Below are 16,757 nucleotides of genomic sequence, written 5' to 3' on the forward strand. Positions count from 1 at the left end.
TGAAGAATGACTTTCTATAGGGAATCAGGGGCGTGTGGCGGCATGGCTGGTACTGCGCATCAAGTCTGACCAATTGCTGATCAGGTCGGCCTTTAATTGTGTTTCGCGCAATTGCAGGCTGATAAAGCGTTTACTGCTTTCCAGCACATTTAAATAGGCAATCTCGCCATCGCGGTAGGCACTTTCTGCATACTGTATGGTTTGCCGCGCATTAGGTTGTAGTTGCGTATGCAGTTGCTGCCACTCCTGGCAATCGCGCTGGTACTTCAGGTGCGCTGTGTTGATTTCCAGTGACGCTTTGAGTTTGACCGCCTCGGCATCTTGCTGGGCCTTTGCAAGTTCGGCATCGGCGCGCTGGATTTGGCCCTGGTTCTGGTTGAATAACGGCAAGTTCATGCGGATGGCCGGGGCAAGCACATGGCCATTGCTTTGGCCGCTGGTTGCATCTGCAATGACTGATGGGCCTAACCAGTTGAATTTGCTCAGGGTGTGTTTTTCTTTGGCCACGGCCATCGTTGCTTCTGCGGCGAGGATGTCTGGGCGGCTACTCAGTGCCACGCTTTTAAGCTGCGCAATATCGACGGCCGAGCAAGCTGGTATCAATTGCTCGCTGAGGGATAATGTCTTGTGTCCATCCATCCAGCCCAGCATATGCATGAGTTGGGTCTGTGCCAGTTGCGCATCCATATCGGCCAGTTGCAAATCCCTGGCCGCAAGCAGGGCTTCGTTTTGCGCCAGCAAGGTTTCTTGTGCGCTGATATCGCCTAATTGTTCACGTGTGTTGGTCAGGCTGGCGATGGTCTGGTTGAGTTGCAGTCCCTGCTTTAAGCGCTCGCGTTTTTCTGCTGCAATGACGGCCTGAGCATAGGCCACGCGGGTATCTCGAATCAGGGTAAAGCCGGATTGCATCAATTGGTACTGCGTGGCTTGTGCCTGCGCCTGGGCTTGCTTGAGACGCATGGGGCGCAACAACAAGGCTTCAATCGGAAACTCGATTGCGTAACGGTAAGGTTTGTTGGCGGCGCTAAAGGCGTAAAAAAGTGATGGATTAGCGATCTGGTTGGCTTGTTGTACGTCCGCATTTGACAGTTCCAGCTCACTGAGCTGCGATTTGAAGGCCGGATTCTGTTGAAGTGCCAACAGCACGGCATCATACTCAGATAAGGTCGTTGCGTTGCTTGTTTGATCGTTGTTACGGTTGGCTTGCAGCGTTGAGTCTGCAGCGACGATGTTATCGACGACTTGCGCTGGCCGTATCGTCTGTGGCGTTTGGCAGGCAGTCAGTAGCAATGCGATACTCATGCTTGCTGCTTGCTTGAGCTGATTGGGCATGGATAAATCCCTGTGAATGATGACAGGGTTGCATCTTGCCTGCGGTTTCTTAAGGCAAACTTAAGCGATTTTTTAAGAATCCCTTAAGCTAGCTTGGTTAGAATGGCAGTATTCAAAGAGAGGATGAGCCGTTGAAGTTATTGCTGGTAGAAGACGACCGCATGATCGCAGAGAGCCTGCAGCAGGCCATGCGGGCGCATGCGATTTACTGGGCGCCAGATGCTTTTCAGGCTGAAGCGGCATTGGCCGGTGAAACGTTTGATGCCATGTTGCTTGACCTTGGCCTGCCTGGAAAGTCTGGTATGGCCTTGTTGTCCGCTTTAAGAAAAGCAGGCAATGCACTGCCCGTGATCATTATTACCGCCAGAGATGCGATTGAACACCGCATTCAAGGCCTGGATGCTGGGGCTGATGATTATGTATTAAAGCCTTTTTCTGTCGAAGAGATTGAGGCCCGGTTACGCGCTATTTTCAGGCGTAAAGAAGAGCGGCATTCCAACCAGATACGGGTTAATGATGTGGTGCTGGATATTGCCAGTTATACCTTAACCATGGGCGATATCAGTCAGCGGCTTTCTAGCAAGACTTTTGCCATCATGCACGCGCTCATGTCACAGCCAGGAATGATTTTTTCAAAAACACAACTGGAAGAAAAATTGTATGGCTGGGGCGGAGAGGTCGACAGCAATGCCGTCGAAGTGCATGTGCATACCATACGCAAAAAATTTGGCGCAGAGATTATTCAAACCGTTCGTGGCATAGGCTACGCATTTCCTGGGCAAAAAACACCATGATGCGGTCCATTAGGGTCGAGCTGGCCGTCTACCTGTCGATTGCTATCGTGTGCATTATCGGTTTGCTGTCCTTTTTATCTTACCAGTCAACGGCGGACGAACTGGGCGAGCTTTATGATGCCAATTTACAGCATTTGGCCGAGACCATCATAGGCAGTGACCAACTAGCAAGCCTTGCAGCGCGTTACGACCCAGCAAAACACAGTATTCCATCCAAAATGCGTGGCGAGCAGGATTACCTGATTCAACTACAGCAACAGGGGAAGGTGATTTACCAGTCGCACCAGCGTGCGTTTGATGTCGATACGGCACGGCTAGGGTTGTCCACGCAATGGGCAAATCAAAAGCGTTGGCAGGTATTTGTCGCTAAGCGTGGCGCCACTATCTGTGTGGTCGCACAGGACTTTAAACTGCGGCAACGCACCATCCGCGAAGTGGCTATCCACCTGATTATTCCGCAGTTGCTGATCGTGCCGTTTCTGATTTTGGGTGCGTTGCTGGTGATACGAAAAACCTTTAAACCATTGCTGGCGCTATCGTCTGAAATTGATATTAGACGCGCGGATCAACTGACGCCGCTTACCATCGCCCAGCCGCCTGATGAGCTGAAGCCGATTATTCAGGCGCTGAATGGCTGGATGCAAAGAGTGAGTAATGCCATTGCCATGCAGAAACGCTTCACCGGTGATGCAGCACATGAGCTCAGGACGCCGGTGACTGCGCTCAAGTTGCAAATCAGTGCCATGCAGCATGGCGACAAAGCTGAGTTAGATCATTGCTTGCAGCAAGCACAGGGTGGGGTTGCACGTATGGAGCGTCTGGTACACCAGCTGCTCACGCTGGCGAAAGTGGATCCTGATGCCAGGCAACAAGAAATGCAGTCTGTGCATTTAAACTCTTTGGTGATCAAAGTATTGAATGATTTAGGTCCGTTATATCGCAAGAAACAACTGGATATTGGCTTCACGCGCGCCGACGAGGTGACCATGATGGGGCTGCCAGATGAGATTGAAGTCCTGCTCAATAATATTATCGTCAATGCGATTCACTACACGCCTGTACATGGCGTGATTAATCTGTCACTCACGGCCTTAGCGGATGGATTGCGATTTGAAGTAGAAGATAGTGGCCCAGGCATTGATCCGGATGCACTGGAAAAAGTATTTGATCGCTTTTATCGCGTAGAGCAATCCGAGATCACAGGCTCTGGCTTGGGCCTGGCAATCGTAAAGGAAATAGCTTTAAAGCATCAGGCTAGCGTTCGCCTCGAGAATAAACCATCCCAGAGCGGATTAATTGTCATCTTTGAATACCGGGTGCATTCATCACAATAAGACATTAAATCTCCTTTAATTGATAAAAAATGTAAACATAAAGACAAACAAATGTTAATATTTGTATTGACGTTTGTTTTTATTTTTGTTTAGGAGAGTATTGATGATGAAGCATTCCCTGATTACCACCGCCATTTTATTCGCTTTTAGCCACGCGGCATCTGCTGCGCCAGTCGCTGTCAGCGCAGATGCCGCAGACGGCTATGGCATGTACCTGGATTTAAGCGCCCAGGTGACAGCAAAAGCCAATCTATTTCCAATCGGCTCTATCACCGTAGGCCAGGCAACCGTGGGCATTACAACACCGGTGGCGCTGGGCGATATCAGTGTCGCAAGCGCAGGCACGCCAATCCCAACGCAAACAAATTCAACCCTGAATCTAGGCCTGAGCACGAGTGGCGCTGGCAATGGTGTGTTATCTAGCTTGAACCCGATTTTGGCACTGCTGATGCCAACACAAGCGGGGTCTGCCACTTTCTCAGGTTCTGGGGCCTATCTTGAAAACAATCCTGTGCCTGGGTCAAATAGCGCTATCGGTACTGGGAGCGTAGAGAATCTGGATCTTCATGTGTCTAGCGCGTTGGCGCTGAAAGCCGATTTAATCAGTTCAATATCCACCGTCACGGTGAATGAAAGCACTGGCTTGTTCACGGCAAACGGGGATAGCACTTTTACGGGTGCCAGTCTGAGCATTCTGGGGCATTCGATTGATCTGGCGGCAGCAGCCTCGGGGGGCGTTGATTTGGACCTGGGGCCGCTGGGGCATGCTTCCATCTGGGCCAATGAGAGTAAATACTGGGCAGATGGCGTGCTTGCCAGCAGTTGCAGTGCGGCCACATTTAGTTGCGCGGTGCAAACCAATGCCTTGAGCATCACGCTGGATGATATCGGTATCAACTCATTAGGCCTGTTAGGGACTGCGAGTCTTTCAGCCACCACCGATTTGTGCATTACGGTTGGGCATTCCTATGCCTCGCTGACAGTGACTCCGGTGCCAGAGGCTTCTTCATCTTTAATGATGATGCTCGGTTTAGGGGCGCTCATGGCACTTTCACGTCGCCGCGTGTAATTGACCTGATATAAGCTGGTGATATAAAAAGCCCCCTAAATACAGGGGGCTTTTTGTTTTCCCTGATATGTGAAGCACCAGGTGTTGGCTGTCAGCACTCAAGCGCTTATAAGCGCTTTTAATGACACGATCGTTGATTAGCCGTGGTCGTGGTTGCTTGGCTGGCAACTGCCGCATGGCGGTGGAGGCGGTGGTGTGCATGGGCTAGGTGCTGGTATGCATCCACCGTGATATCCAGGGTTGTACCATGAGATAGGGCCGTAATTGAGGCCGGGTTGATTGAAGTAACTAAAGACGCTGCCCATGATAAAAGGGCTATAGGCATAGCCTGGAAAAAATTGTGATCCGCCTGAAACCGTTTGTGTTTCAGATTGGGAAAGTTGGTTGATGGCCATATTCTACCTTTCAAAAGTTAATATTCATTCGATCTGGCTTGCCAAATCATGCTTCAGACGTCAGTCTCAGTAACGTTAAAGTGATGGGCTTGGTGTGGGGGTATACCCTGGGTGATACCAGGAAATCGGGCGGTAATCGAGACCGGGTTGATTGAAATAACTAAAGACGCTACCCGTAATATAAGGGCCGGATGCATAACCTGGAAAAAACTCTGAGCCGCCAGAAATGCTTTGTGTTTCAGATTGGGAAAGTTGATTAATCGCCATATTAGATCTCTTTAAAAGTTAACATGAATTCAATCTGCTGGCAGTGGTGCTTGTTTCTCACTGACTGCCATTGCTGAGAGAATTACCTTTAAACGTCATTTTTACGCTCAGTTGAAACGCGTGGATGTCTGACGCACTACACTTCGTTACTTAATGGACGAAGTGTTAATTAATGTTAATTATAAACTTAAATTAAAACAAGTTAATTTTTAAGCGCTATTCACATTTAAGGTGATTACGACATGGCAAAGAGATATCAGTTTGATCAGCGTTAAGTAATGCTGAGACTTTTCATTAGGTCGGTGTGATGATTTACGCGCGAAGCAGAGATACAGAAGAAATGTTGCTGAGTCTGCTGCAGACAAGTGTTGGACAAGGATGGCTAAGCCATGGTTGTCACAAAACGACAAGCATTGCTAAGTACTATTTAAAAGCTAAGGAGGGGGCGTAACGTTGTTGCCGAAGAGCCTTAAAGTTTAATCTGACGCAAACATGAAAGATGTTAAACTGTGGCCATGGTGATTCAGAACGAAGCAAAAGCAATTATTCAAAAACGCAAAAAATTGAGTGCTTGGGAATCTGTATTTGGCGCAGCTTGTAAGCTGCTTGATGGTGCCCAGAAGAGGACTCGAACCTCCACGTCGTTAAACACTAGTACCTGAAACTAGCGCGTCTACCAATTTCGCCATCTGGGCTAAAGAAGCTGTGCATTTTAAAGGAAGAATAAATATTGTCAACCAGAAAAACGAAAAAATCCCTGCGTGCAAATGACCCGCAGGCCCAGCGTGAAGCTGAGTTATATCAAACACCATTGCCGAGTCGCGAGTTGGTGTTGCAATTGCTCTCGGACCAGGGAGTCCCCCTGAGCGCCGACCAGATTTATGTATTACTCGACATTAGCCATGATGAACGAGACATTTTTAATCGCAGGCTGGGCGCCATGGAGCGAGATGGCCAGTTAATGCGTAATCGCAAGGGGGCATTTTGCCTGCCGGATAAGATCCACCTGATTGCTGGCACGGTGTTTGGTCATACCGATGGCTATGGCTTTTTAGTGCCGGATGATAAAACCAAAAACCCGGAAGATATCTTTCTGGGGCCGAAAGAGATGACCCTGGTCATGCATGGCGATCGTGCCATGGTGCGCCTGGCGGGCGTGGATCGTAAGGGTCGCCCCGAAGGCAAGCTGGTCGAGGTGCTGGAACGCGCGAACAAAACGTTGGTCGGGCGTGTGATTCGTGCGCAAGGCGTGACGATTGTTGCCGCAGAAGATAAGCGCATCAGCCAGGATGTGCTGATTCCTTATCATTTGGATATGGACGCCCAGGTCGGCCAGATCGTGACGGTTGAGTTGACGGAGTATCCATCTTCTCACTCCAGCCCCATGGGTAAAATTGTGGAAATCCTGGGTAATTATGCCGACAGTGGCATGGAAATCGAGATTGCGTTACGCAAACATCATTTGCCGCATCAGTTTAATCCTGCAGCGGCCAAGCAGGCCGAAGATTTCCCCAGAACCGTGCAAGCCAGGGATTACAAAGGTCGCAAAGATTTACGTGATTTACCATTGATTACGATTGATGGCGAAACCGCGCGTGACTTTGATGATGCTGTGTTCGCTGAGCCACAGGGCAAAGGCTGGCGCCTGGTGGTGGCGATTGCCGATGTGAGTTTTTATGTGCAACCTGGTGATGCGCTGGATAAAGACGCTTACGACCGCGGCAACTCGGTGTATTTTCCTCGCCGTGTGATCCCGATGCTGCCGGAGGCGTTGTCTAACGGCTTGTGCTCGCTGAACCCGGATGTTGAACGCTTGTGCATGGTGTGCGATATGCAGATCGATGGCCAGGGCGTGGTCAAGCAATACCAGTTTTACCCGTCGGTGATGTTGTCTAAAGCACGTATGACTTACACCAAGGTACATGCCTTGTTACAAGGTGAAGATCCTGCCCTGGCCGAAGAATATGCCTGGTTATTGCCGCATGTGCAAAACTTGAATAGCCTGTTCCGGTTAATGCTGACCCAGCGTGAAAAGCGCGGTGCAGTCGAGTTTGAGTCGACTGAAACGATGATGGTGTTCAATGACAATGGCAAAATCGACAAAATCGTGCCCGTGGTGCGTAATGACGCCCACAAGCTGATTGAAGAATGTATGTTGGCGGCCAACGTCTGTGCGGCCGACTTTTTGCTGAAAAATGAACAAACCTGTTTGTTCCGCATCCACGAAGGTCCGACGCCTGAAAAACTGGAAGCCTTACGCTTGTTTATGGGCGAGTTTGGTTTTGGTGTAGGTGGTGGCGAAAATCCAAGTGCCAAAGACTATGCCAAACTCATGCAGCGTATCAAGACACGGCCAGATGCTCAGTTGTTGCAAACCGTGATGTTGCGCTCTATGCAGCAAGCGGTGTATAGCCCGGATAATGTCGGCCACTTTGGCCTGGCTTATGAGGCTTATACCCACTTTACTTCACCAATTAGGCGTTACCCGGACTTGCTGGTGCATCGTGCGATCAAGGCTGTGGTAGAAGGCAAGCGTTATCAAGCCAAAGACTGGCATCAGCTGGGTATGCATTGCTCGATGACCGAACGCCGTGCTGATGATGCCACGCGTGATGTGACCAACTGGCTGAAATGTTTTTACATGCAGGATAAGGTTGGCGAGGTATTTAGCGGTACGGTGGCTGGCGTGACCAGTTTTGGTTTGTTTGTGGCGCTGGATGAAGTCTACGTTGAAGGCTTGTTACACGTGACTGACCTCGGCAATGACTATTTCATTCATGATAAAGCCCGCCACGAAATGGTGGGTGAGCGTACAGGTGTACGTTACCGCCTGGGTGATCGTTTAACCGTGAAAGTGGTGCGGGTTGATTTGGAGACTTCGCGTATAGACTTTACGCTGGTTGGCGCCGTAGAAGGCTCGGCAGAGCTGGAAGGTGGATTGTCTGCTGATGATGAGAAACCGGCCGGTACAAGAGGCCGGTCTGCTAAAACGGCAGGATTGAATACGCCTGTTAAAGCAGCGTCAGCGGCTTGGGCCAAGTCTGCGACTACAAAAGCCAAACCTGCCAGTGCAGGCGCAAAATTACCGCGTAGCCAGGGCGATAAGCCCACGACAGGCAAAGCGACAGCAGGAAAATCACGTTCAGCCAAAGATAAAGGTCGCCACTCGGCACAAAAAAATAAAGGCAAACCTAAGGCAAAAGCACGATAATAGCGCCTGAGGTTAGTTTGTTATTTATTCGCGCAGTGTGCAGCAATATTAAAATGTTGCTGGGCCTGCGCGATTCGTGTTTTATCTTTTGTACAGGTTATCTTGTGCAGATAGCTTGGCAAAAGTCATTAAGAAAAATTAGGAGTCACTATGTCAGAAACCCGCATTCTGTTTGGTTTTCATGCGGTGTTGAGTCGCATGCGTCAGCATGGCAGCAGCATTCAGGAAATTATTATTGATCAAGACCGTGTCGATGCGCGTATGCGTGATTTACTCGACATGGCAAAGTCGCAAAATATTCGTGTTATTCAGGCCGAGCGTCATCGTCTGGATGGCTTTATTGGCGCGCATGGCCGTCATCAGGGTGTGATTGCCCGTGTGGTGGAAACGCCTATGCCGTACAAGGACATCCATGATGTGCTTGAGTCAGACCTCGATGAGCCGCCATTTTTCCTGATTCTGGATGGCGTGCAGGACCCGCATAACCTGGGCGCCTGTTTGCGCGTGGCTGATGCCATGGGCGTACACGCGATTATTGCGCCTAAAGATCGTTCTGTTGGCCTCAATGGTACCGTACGTAAAGTCGCCAGTGGTGCGGCAGAGACCGTGCCGTTTATCTCGGTCACCAATCTTGCCCGCACCATTCGCGAATTGAAAGAGGCTGGGGTGTATATCATTGGCACCACCATGGACGCGCCAGGCTCCTTGCATAATACCAAGCTGGAAGGCCCGATCGCACTCGTCATGGGCGCTGAAGGAGATGGGATGCGCCGTTTGACCCAGGAAACTTGTGATGCACTGATCACCATCCCGATGTTCGGTTCGGTACAAAGCCTGAACGTCAGTGTCGCCAGTGGTATTGCCTTATATGAGATTCGTCGTCAGCGTGTGTTGGCTGGCGGTAAAGCTTAATTTCCGGCCGTTGTGATGTTGACCTTGCGTGATTTGTGGCAACAACTGCGTCTGCAATCCCGGCGTTTGTGGCTGGGGCAGTGGCTGGCGTTTATGGGCGCCGTTGTGGCGGTGCCTATTCCCTTGCTAATGCCCTTGCTGGTGGATGAAGTACTACTGCATCAGCCAGGCAAACTCACGCAACTCATGACCTGGTTGCTTCCCGCTGATTCGCTGGGGCCGATTGCCATCATTCTGCTGGTGACCCTGCTGACCATGAGCTTGCGTCTGGGCAGTGTGCTGCTGGGCGTCGCCACCACGCGTATTTTTGTCGGCCTGTCCAAGCAGGTGACGCTGGGCGTGCGGCAGACACTGTTAGACAAGCTCTCCCGTATCCGCATGCAGGTTTATGAAAGCCTGGGCGCAGGCCAGATCACGGCACGCTTGCTGACGGATATTGAAACACTGGACAAGTTTCTGGGGGAAACCATCGCTAAAGTACTGGTGGCCATCCTCAGTGTCATTGGTGTGGCCGTCGTTTTGCTGTGGATGCACTGGCAACTGGCGCTAATTATCCTGCTGTTGAATCCGTTTGTAATCGGGCTGACGATGGTGCTGGGTAAAAAGGTCAAAGTGTGGAAGCAGCGTGAAAACAGTGCCTTTGAAATGCTGTCACAATCTGTCACTGAAACGCTGGAAGTCATGCAGCAATTACGTGCCAGCAACAGCGATAAACGCTTTCTGGATAAAGCCAAACAGGCTGCCGAAGCGGTGAGGGCTGCGGCGACCGCTTCCGGCTGGAAATCAGATGCTTTATCACGGTTATCGTTTGGCATTTTCCTGTTTGGCTTTGAAATTTTTCGTGCAGTGGCGATGCTGATGGTGGTGTTTTCCAACCTTTCCGTTGGGCAGATGATCGCGGTGTTTGGTTATTTATGGTTCATGATGGGGCCGGTGCAAGAGCTGTTGTCGGTGCAAGTATCTTATTACGCCGCCAAAGCCGCGCTAGGCAGGATTAACCAGGTGCTAGCCGCTGACGAAGAGCCGCATTATCCTGCGCAGGTCAATGGGTTTACTACACAAAGTCCGGCGGCGATTCGTTTGCAGCAGGTCACGTTTGCCTATGGTGAAGGCAGCCCGATTCTGGAGGATGTGAGCCTGGATATTTCACCGGGCGAGCAGGTGGCGCTGGTGGGCGTGTCGGGCGCAGGCAAGTCCACGCTAGTGCAATTACTGCTCGGTTTATATGCGCCCAGCCGTGGGCAGATTCTGTTCAACGGGCAAGCCATGGAGCAGTTGGGATATGCACAAATCCGCGAGCATTTAGGGGTGGTGTTACAGCAACCCATGTTGTTTAACGATAGCGTGCGGCAAAACCTGAGCCTGGACCAGCCTTATGCGGATGATGCCTTATGGCAAGCGCTGGAGGTTGCGCAGTTGGCGCAGTTTGTCCGTGATCTGCCCGAAGGGTTGGACACCCAACTTGGGCGCAGCGGCGTACGCCTGTCTGGCGGTCAGCGTCAGCGGTTGGCGATTGCTCGTATGATGCTTAAGCAGCCACAAATCGTGATTTTGGATGAAGCGACGTCGATGCTGGATACACACACCGAAGCTTTGCTGCATCAAGCCATGCGCACATTTTTGCGTGGCCGCACTACTATCGTGATTGCCCACCGTTTGTCAGCGGTCAAGGAAGCTGATCGTGTATTGGTATTTGATGGTGGGCGGATTATTGAGGAAGGACAGCATGATACGCTAGTTCAGCAGGCGGGTAGTGTGTATCAGCGATTGTATGGGCAGCAGGGATAGTTTTGTTCATTTACGCTTGCAGTAAAGTTGAGTAGAGTCGCCTGCGCGTCTTTTCGCGCAGGTTGCTCCGAGGCCGTATTAGGTTGCATATGGTTAGACAACAATTCGTTGTTCGTCATTGGCATATTTCTTAACAAATTCGTCAAGAGTCTCCGACTGATGGTCCGCGAAAACACGATGGCGTGCGGCGCGCACGATGCCGCGATTGAATTTACGAGCCTCAATTGGTGAGAGTGAAAATGTCCTCATAGTTGGATAGCCTGTCTTTGGCGTAAATACCACAGCCATGTCTTTGCGCAAATTCATTACAAGTTCGGCTCCCGGGTGCGCTGGGCCCAACTGAGATAAACCGACTGCTTCGCCCGAAAAAACGACCGGATTGTCTGACGTTACAAGCGGCACGCTAGGTGGAGCCACGAAGAATTGCCAGTTCTTGGTGAGTGCGCTGCTCGCGATGGATTGAGCCATCTCTATCATTGGCCTAAGTGAAACCCAGGGTTTTGCTTCTGCCGTGACTCCGTACTTTTCTGCGAGTTCACCTAGACGGGAATCTCTGTCGAGCTGATATGAAAGAGCAGCCTGAGCAACTCGCGAATACATTGCGTTAATGCCATCGCGAAAGCTAGGGACACGCGTAAGTGATAAGCCAACAAAGAAAGCTAAAGCAGCCTTGTCCTCAGCTGCGAGTTCGACGCATTGACCGACCGTCGGGGTGATCTTTTGCAAGATCAGAGGAATTTCATTGTCTATAGTCTTCGCTAGTCCTGTTTCGATCGTATCTAGGTCTGTACTGCCATCATCCCGTTCTTGAGCGTAATACGCGGGCGCCCATGCTATCGACCTTACTGACTTCATTCTTGGTGCGTGACCAGCCCTTTTGTCATATACCCAGACAAAGCTGCGAGAGTTATCACCATTAATAGTGAAGCCGCGAAGAAAGCCTTGAGGGACGAAGTGGTGACGGACTGCGCTCACATTAAACCTAACTGTTGATTACCCATTTCAATGATGGCGTGTAAACGAGTGTTGAATTCTTCATTTAAGCGTTATGTCATTTACTTAGCTGGGTGATATAGCGCATAAATACGAGCGTTAATACAACACGCCAACTTAGCGGCTGAGTGAAATAAAATTCGTTTATGACACTGTATAGTCTTATCACATAAGCTGCCTATGAATAGTGCGTAAATTTTGCATGGTTATTTATGGCATGCGCGATACTTCGTGGCCGGGTTTGGCCGTTTCACCAAGCGCATTTAACACATGCGTAATCTCCCCAGTACCGCCCAGTGAAACGCTGGTGACGTGGCTAAAGTGAATGTTGGGGTTGGTGGGGGCTTCAATTGCGCTATTGAGTTTGACGCTGGTATTGTCATTGAAAAAACAATATATGCCCATGCCTATCGCTTTGTGGCGCGTCACCTGGTCGCCCACTTTGTAAGAAGCAAAACCATTGACACTCCCATTCATCCAGCTTTGCTGATCAGGCACATCATAAGGTGCCTCGCTCTGGTAGAAATAGACCGCACCATTGTCGCCGTTCCACACTGTCTGGTAATCATGAAAGTGTTCTACAAACAAGCCATACATGGTCACATCATCACCGTTGACGACGATGCCGTGCTTGGTTTTATTGCTGGCCCAGCCGATACCGTTACCGTGATCACCGCGCCATACCCATAAATTGTCACCAATCACATGATTGCTGTTGATGATGACGCTGTGCGTGGCATTGCCAACGGCCGCGCCGCCCACCCTGAAAAATACATCATGTAAGGTGGTGGGGTTGTTGGCGTGACTGACCGCACCCTTGTGCTCGCCAATTTGCAGCAAAACGTCAGAATTTTTTTCACCGGCTTCGAATAACACGCCGCCCAGTTTTACGCCGTCCACATCGGCAATCGACATGGCAACATTACCCGCTACGGGTTTCAGGGTGGCGATGCCCAAGCCCAGGACGACGGTATTGGGTTGCGTGACTTGCAAAGGCTTGTTCAGGGTGTAAATGCCTGGTGTTAGCAGCAGGTGCTTGCCACTGCTTAGCGCGGTATTGATACTGTCTGCAGTATCAACCGCCGCTTTGGCAATATAAAACTGCGACAGCGGCAAGGTTTCACCTGCTACGTGTGCTTGTTGCCAGGAGATGCCTTGTGTGTCGGTATGCAACGCAGGCACGAATACCTGGTAAGCACCGGTGCCGTCTATGGTGAGAAATGGTTTTTCACGCACGAGGGGCGTTTTCTCGACCACCGTGTAAGGCGGGGTAGGCCAGTGCTCGCCATCGGGTGCATTTTTAACGCCCACAAACACCATATTCCAGTTGGCATTGGTCCAGCTGCCAACGGTTGAATTTCTGGTCAACCACTGTTGTTGCGTGCCTGAATTGATTTGCTGGTCAATCAGGCTATCCGCAATAAAGCCGCCGCTGGACCAGCCGCCATTGTCATCGAGCAGCATATTGCCGCGCACATGAATGCGGCGCAGGGGAGCCGCTTGCGACACAGCCCATTGCATGGTGCCATTGTCCGGGGTCACCGAAAGGTTTTCTACGCTGCGCCAGAAGTTTTGCGTGGCATCTTCTTCGTGCCAGCGTGCTTCTACCTGGATGCCACCTTGCAGCATCACATCATCAGGAAACTGTCCCAAGCCTAGCAGTTGCGTATAAAAGCCGAGTTTGACTTTGTTGTGGTAGACGCCAGGTTTAAACAGGACGGCATAGCGTTCAGGCCCAAACTGGTTGCTTTCCTGTTGTTTAAATAGCGCATCCAGTTTGCCTTGGATATCCGTCGATGACATGCCGGGGTCCAGGATCAGGACATTCTGACCAAAGTCGGGCGCCATGGGCTGGTTTTTTTGCGCCTCAGTCGCCTGGCAACCAAGCAACAGGGTGGCAAGCATCGCACTCAGTGTTTTAAACGCAACTGTTTTTTTAAAGATGGCGCTATTAAAGCTTGAGTGATCTGACAAAAAAGAACGCATAAACAAGTGGCTTCCAAGAAAAATCATTTTATACATGACCGCAATAGCGAGGATGAAATTCAACTTTTTTCATTTTCTATCCTCATTTTATACGAGGTGTCATGCCGTTGTGACACCCTGATGTTGCAAGTAGCCAGCGCGTGGCTAGCCCAGATTCAGAGAGATTAGCCCAGATTTAAAGTACTCAATGTGTCGCGGCGCACCCGTGCCAGCAAGGCGGCATCATCGATCAGTGATTCGCCAAAAGAAGGAATGAGTGATTTGAGGCTGTCTTGCCAATCTTGGCTTTGCATGCGGCTGGTGAAGCAGCGTTGCAGTACATCCAGCATGGCTTTCACGCTAACCGAGGCACCAGGTGAAGCGCCAAGCAGGGCGGCTAGACTACCGTCGGCGCTGGCAACAATTTCGGTGCCAAACTCCAGCTTGCCCCAATGCTGATGGCAGCGTTTGATAATTTGTACGCGTTGTCCGGCATGCGCTAACTGCCAGTCATTGCTGTTAGCTTCGGGCAAAAACACGCGTAAGGATTCCATGCGCTGCTCGTGGTTCTGAAAGACTTCTTTAATCAGGTATTTGGTTAAGTCAAGATTGTGGCGGCTAACTCCGAGCAAGCTTTTGATATTTTTCAGTTTGACCGATTTTGCCAGGTCGAAACGCGAGCCTTGTTTGAGAAAGCGCGTGGTGAATCCGGCATAAGGGCCAAACAACAACGCTGGCTGGCCTTGTATCATGCGCGTGTCCAGGTGCGGCACTGACATGGGTGGTGCGCCAACAGCCGCCTGGCTATAGACTTTTGCATGGTGCGCGTTGATCAGTTTCGTGTTGTTGCAAATCAGCCATTGGCCGCTGACCGGGAAGCCGCCATAGCCATGTGCTTCCGGGATGCCAGATTGTTGCAGCAAAGGCAGTGCACCACCGCCAGCACCTAAAAAGACAAATTTGGATTGATAGGTTTGCGTGTGTCCGGAAGCTAAATGCTGGATATGCATTTGCCAGCTGCTTTGTTCACGTTGCTGTTGCTGCTTGAGTTTGGTGACGCGCGATTGCGTCAGCAAGGTGAAGTTCGGGCGTGTTTTTAAATAGGCAACCAATTGACGTGTCAGGGCGCCAAAGTTCACATCCGAACCATGTGCGACACGGGTAGCAGACATTTTTCCGGCAGGCTGGCGACCGGCCATCATCAGCGGCATCCAGTCGCTTAATTGACTGACCTGGTCACTCCATTGCATCTCGGCAAATAGCGGATGTGCCTGTAATGTCTCAAAGCGTTTGCGTAAAAATGCAGCATCTTCTTCGCCCCAAACGGCGCTTAAATGCGGCACGCGTTGAATAAAATCAGCCGCATTTAACACGCCTTCTTTGACCAGGCTAGACCAGCATTGCAGCGAGACCTCGAAGGCTGCATTAATTTCGAGGGCGCGGCGAATCTGAATGTCGCCATGTTTATCTTTGGGGGTGTAGTTGAGCTCACAATAACCGGCGTGACCGGTCCCGGCATTGTTCAATGCATCTGAACTTTCGAGGGCAACATCATCGAGTTGCTCTACCATGCAAATATGCAGGGTTGGGTCGAGTCGATGTAGCAGAACTGCCAGCGTAGCGCTCATAATGCCGCCACCAACCAACAATACATCGAGATCAGTTGTTGCCATGGTTTGTGATTCCCCCGTGTTGAGGCGCCTGGATGTCAAACGCACAATCATAATGCCGCCGCGCATTATAATATAAATCGAAAAACACGCTGCATAGACGACATTGAATCGCCTGCAAAGCCGCTGCAATCGTGATTGCACGAACTTGTCAACAAAAGGCTTTTGCGGTAATCTCTGACATTCACCAGAAATGGTTTAAAACTAGAAAAAAACGAATCCTGACTTGAAGTTAGGGCAAACAGTTCGCAAGCGTCATTGTGTTTTGATGCGGGTGTTGTAATGCGGCAAGTTTCCCCTAAACGTGACAAGTAGTCAGGCTCACTGTGGAACACATGATTGGGGTGCGTATGAAAAATCCGCTGGAATCAGTTGTCGGGTCCGTCATTTCAGGGTTGCTGTTAACCCTGGCTCTGGTTTTTTTCCTTAAAAATTTCATTGTGGCAGGAGGCTAATCCATGGAACTGGTACCGGCACTCGCGCGATGGATACATTTTCTGGCAGGCATTACCTGGGTCGGCCTGCTTTATTATTTTAACCTGGTACAAATGGCAGGCCTGAAGGCTGCCGCTGCGGATGGAACAGCCGCCGGGATTAATAAACATATTGCCCCACGCGCCTTGTTATGGTTTCGCTGGTCGGCTGTCGTGACCTGGCTGGCCGGTGCGGCTTTGCTGGGGCCGCATTTTGTTGATGCCTTTGCGTTGCGTAACGGATTTGAGCTGATAGGCGTAGGGGCCTGGCTGGGTACGATTATGCTGTTTAATGTCTGGGCTCTGATTTGGCCCAACCAGAAAAAAATTCTGGGTATGGTTGCCGCTGATGATGCGGCAAAAAATAAAGCGCGACGTGTGGCCATGCTGGCATCGCGTACTAATTTGATGCTTTCACTGCCAATGTTGTTTTTTATGGCGAATGGATTGAGTCATCGCGCAGTATTAGGTTTTTAGCGGGTTTAAGGCGTTTACGGCGGCTTAAGCCGCCGTTTTTGTTTTTTGAAAAAGGGTTTGAAATGCATTCGGAACAC

12 protein-coding genes and 1 tRNA gene are annotated in these 16,757 nt (G+C 50.6%); 7 read left to right on the forward strand and 6 right to left on the reverse strand.

All coding sequences use genetic code 11. The features are described 5' to 3' along the window. Window positions 1-24: 24 nt before the first annotated feature. Window positions 25-1,302: a TolC family protein gene (locus GQ52_RS11330; RefSeq protein WP_235273222.1), complete on the reverse strand. Its 1,278-nt coding sequence runs from the start codon at window positions 1,300-1,302 to the stop codon at window positions 25-27. A gap of 161 nt (window positions 1,303-1,463) precedes the next feature. Between GQ52_RS11330 and GQ52_RS11335 the strand changes: the two genes are divergently transcribed. The 3 genes from GQ52_RS11335 to GQ52_RS11345 all read left to right on the forward strand — a co-directional run bounded on the left by GQ52_RS11335 (window position 1,464) and on the right by GQ52_RS11345 (window position 4,529). Then, complete coding sequence (locus GQ52_RS11335) at window positions 1,464-2,126, forward strand: response regulator transcription factor (RefSeq protein ID WP_024931162.1); 663 nt, start codon at window positions 1,464-1,466, stop codon at window positions 2,124-2,126. Then, the gene (locus GQ52_RS11340; RefSeq protein ID WP_235273224.1) at window positions 2,123-3,460 is read left to right on the forward strand and encodes an ATP-binding protein; all 1,338 of its coding nucleotides are present in this window, start codon (window positions 2,123-2,125) and stop codon (window positions 3,458-3,460) included. Before GQ52_RS11335 ends, GQ52_RS11340 begins: the two co-directional genes overlap by 4 nt. A gap of 103 nt (window positions 3,461-3,563) precedes the next feature. Further along, window positions 3,564-4,529 carry a PEP-CTERM sorting domain-containing protein gene (locus tag GQ52_RS11345; RefSeq protein ID WP_019882466.1) on the forward strand — a complete coding sequence of 322 codons (966 nt, stop codon included), beginning with the start codon at window positions 3,564-3,566 and terminating at the stop codon, window positions 4,527-4,529. Window positions 4,530-4,999: 470 nt separating this feature from the next. Here GQ52_RS11345 and GQ52_RS14125 read toward each other — a convergent pair whose 3' ends face one another. Both GQ52_RS14125 and GQ52_RS11350 read right to left on the reverse strand, forming a co-directional pair. Next, window positions 5,000-5,191, reverse strand: a complete 192-nt coding sequence (locus GQ52_RS14125) for a hypothetical protein (RefSeq protein ID WP_152604427.1) — start codon at window positions 5,189-5,191, stop codon at window positions 5,000-5,002. A 610-nt stretch (window positions 5,192-5,801) separates the two neighbouring features. After that, window positions 5,802-5,886 (reverse strand) — tRNA-Leu (locus tag GQ52_RS11350). Between the two features lie 35 nt (window positions 5,887-5,921). Between GQ52_RS11350 and rnr the strand changes: the two genes are divergently transcribed. The 3 genes from rnr (at window position 5,922) to GQ52_RS11365 (ending at window position 11,102) form a co-directional block, all read left to right on the forward strand. Then, the gene (rnr, locus tag GQ52_RS11355) at window positions 5,922-8,402 is read left to right on the forward strand and encodes a ribonuclease R (RefSeq protein ID WP_052179110.1); all 2,481 of its coding nucleotides are present in this window, start codon (window positions 5,922-5,924) and stop codon (window positions 8,400-8,402) included. A 150-nt stretch (window positions 8,403-8,552) separates the two neighbouring features. After that, entirely contained in the window at window positions 8,553-9,314 is a 762-nt protein-coding gene (gene rlmB / locus GQ52_RS11360; RefSeq protein ID WP_019882464.1) for a 23S rRNA (guanosine(2251)-2'-O)-methyltransferase RlmB, read from the forward strand. 15 nt (window positions 9,315-9,329) lie between these two features. Beyond that, window positions 9,330-11,102, forward strand: a complete 1,773-nt coding sequence (locus GQ52_RS11365; protein WP_047517804.1) for an ABC transporter ATP-binding protein — start codon at window positions 9,330-9,332, stop codon at window positions 11,100-11,102. Between the two features lie 93 nt (window positions 11,103-11,195). On the opposite strand, the gene GQ52_RS11370 is transcribed toward GQ52_RS11365, so the two are convergent. The 3 genes from GQ52_RS11370 to mqo all read right to left on the reverse strand — a co-directional run bounded on the left by GQ52_RS11370 (window position 11,196) and on the right by mqo (window position 15,799). Beyond that, window positions 11,196-12,077, reverse strand: coding sequence for a DUF4238 domain-containing protein (locus GQ52_RS11370; protein WP_081979348.1), 882 nt, complete (start codon window positions 12,075-12,077; stop codon window positions 11,196-11,198). A 228-nt stretch (window positions 12,078-12,305) separates the two neighbouring features. Continuing rightward, entirely contained in the window at window positions 12,306-14,081 is a 1,776-nt protein-coding gene (locus GQ52_RS11375) for an adenylyl cyclase (RefSeq protein ID WP_235273226.1), read from the reverse strand. Between the two features lie 164 nt (window positions 14,082-14,245). Beyond that, complete coding sequence (gene mqo / locus GQ52_RS11380; RefSeq protein WP_081979349.1) at window positions 14,246-15,799, reverse strand: malate dehydrogenase (quinone); 1,554 nt, start codon at window positions 15,797-15,799, stop codon at window positions 14,246-14,248. 389 nt (window positions 15,800-16,188) lie between these two features. Between mqo and GQ52_RS11385 the strand changes: the two genes are divergently transcribed. Continuing rightward, window positions 16,189-16,680 carry a urate hydroxylase PuuD gene (locus GQ52_RS11385; protein ID WP_024931173.1) on the forward strand — a complete coding sequence of 164 codons (492 nt, stop codon included), beginning with the start codon at window positions 16,189-16,191 and terminating at the stop codon, window positions 16,678-16,680. Window positions 16,681-16,757 lie beyond the last annotated feature (77 nt).

It is taken from the genome of Methylophilus sp. Q8 (assembly GCF_000800115.1).
Lineage (GTDB): Bacteria > Pseudomonadota > Gammaproteobacteria > Burkholderiales > Methylophilaceae > Methylophilus.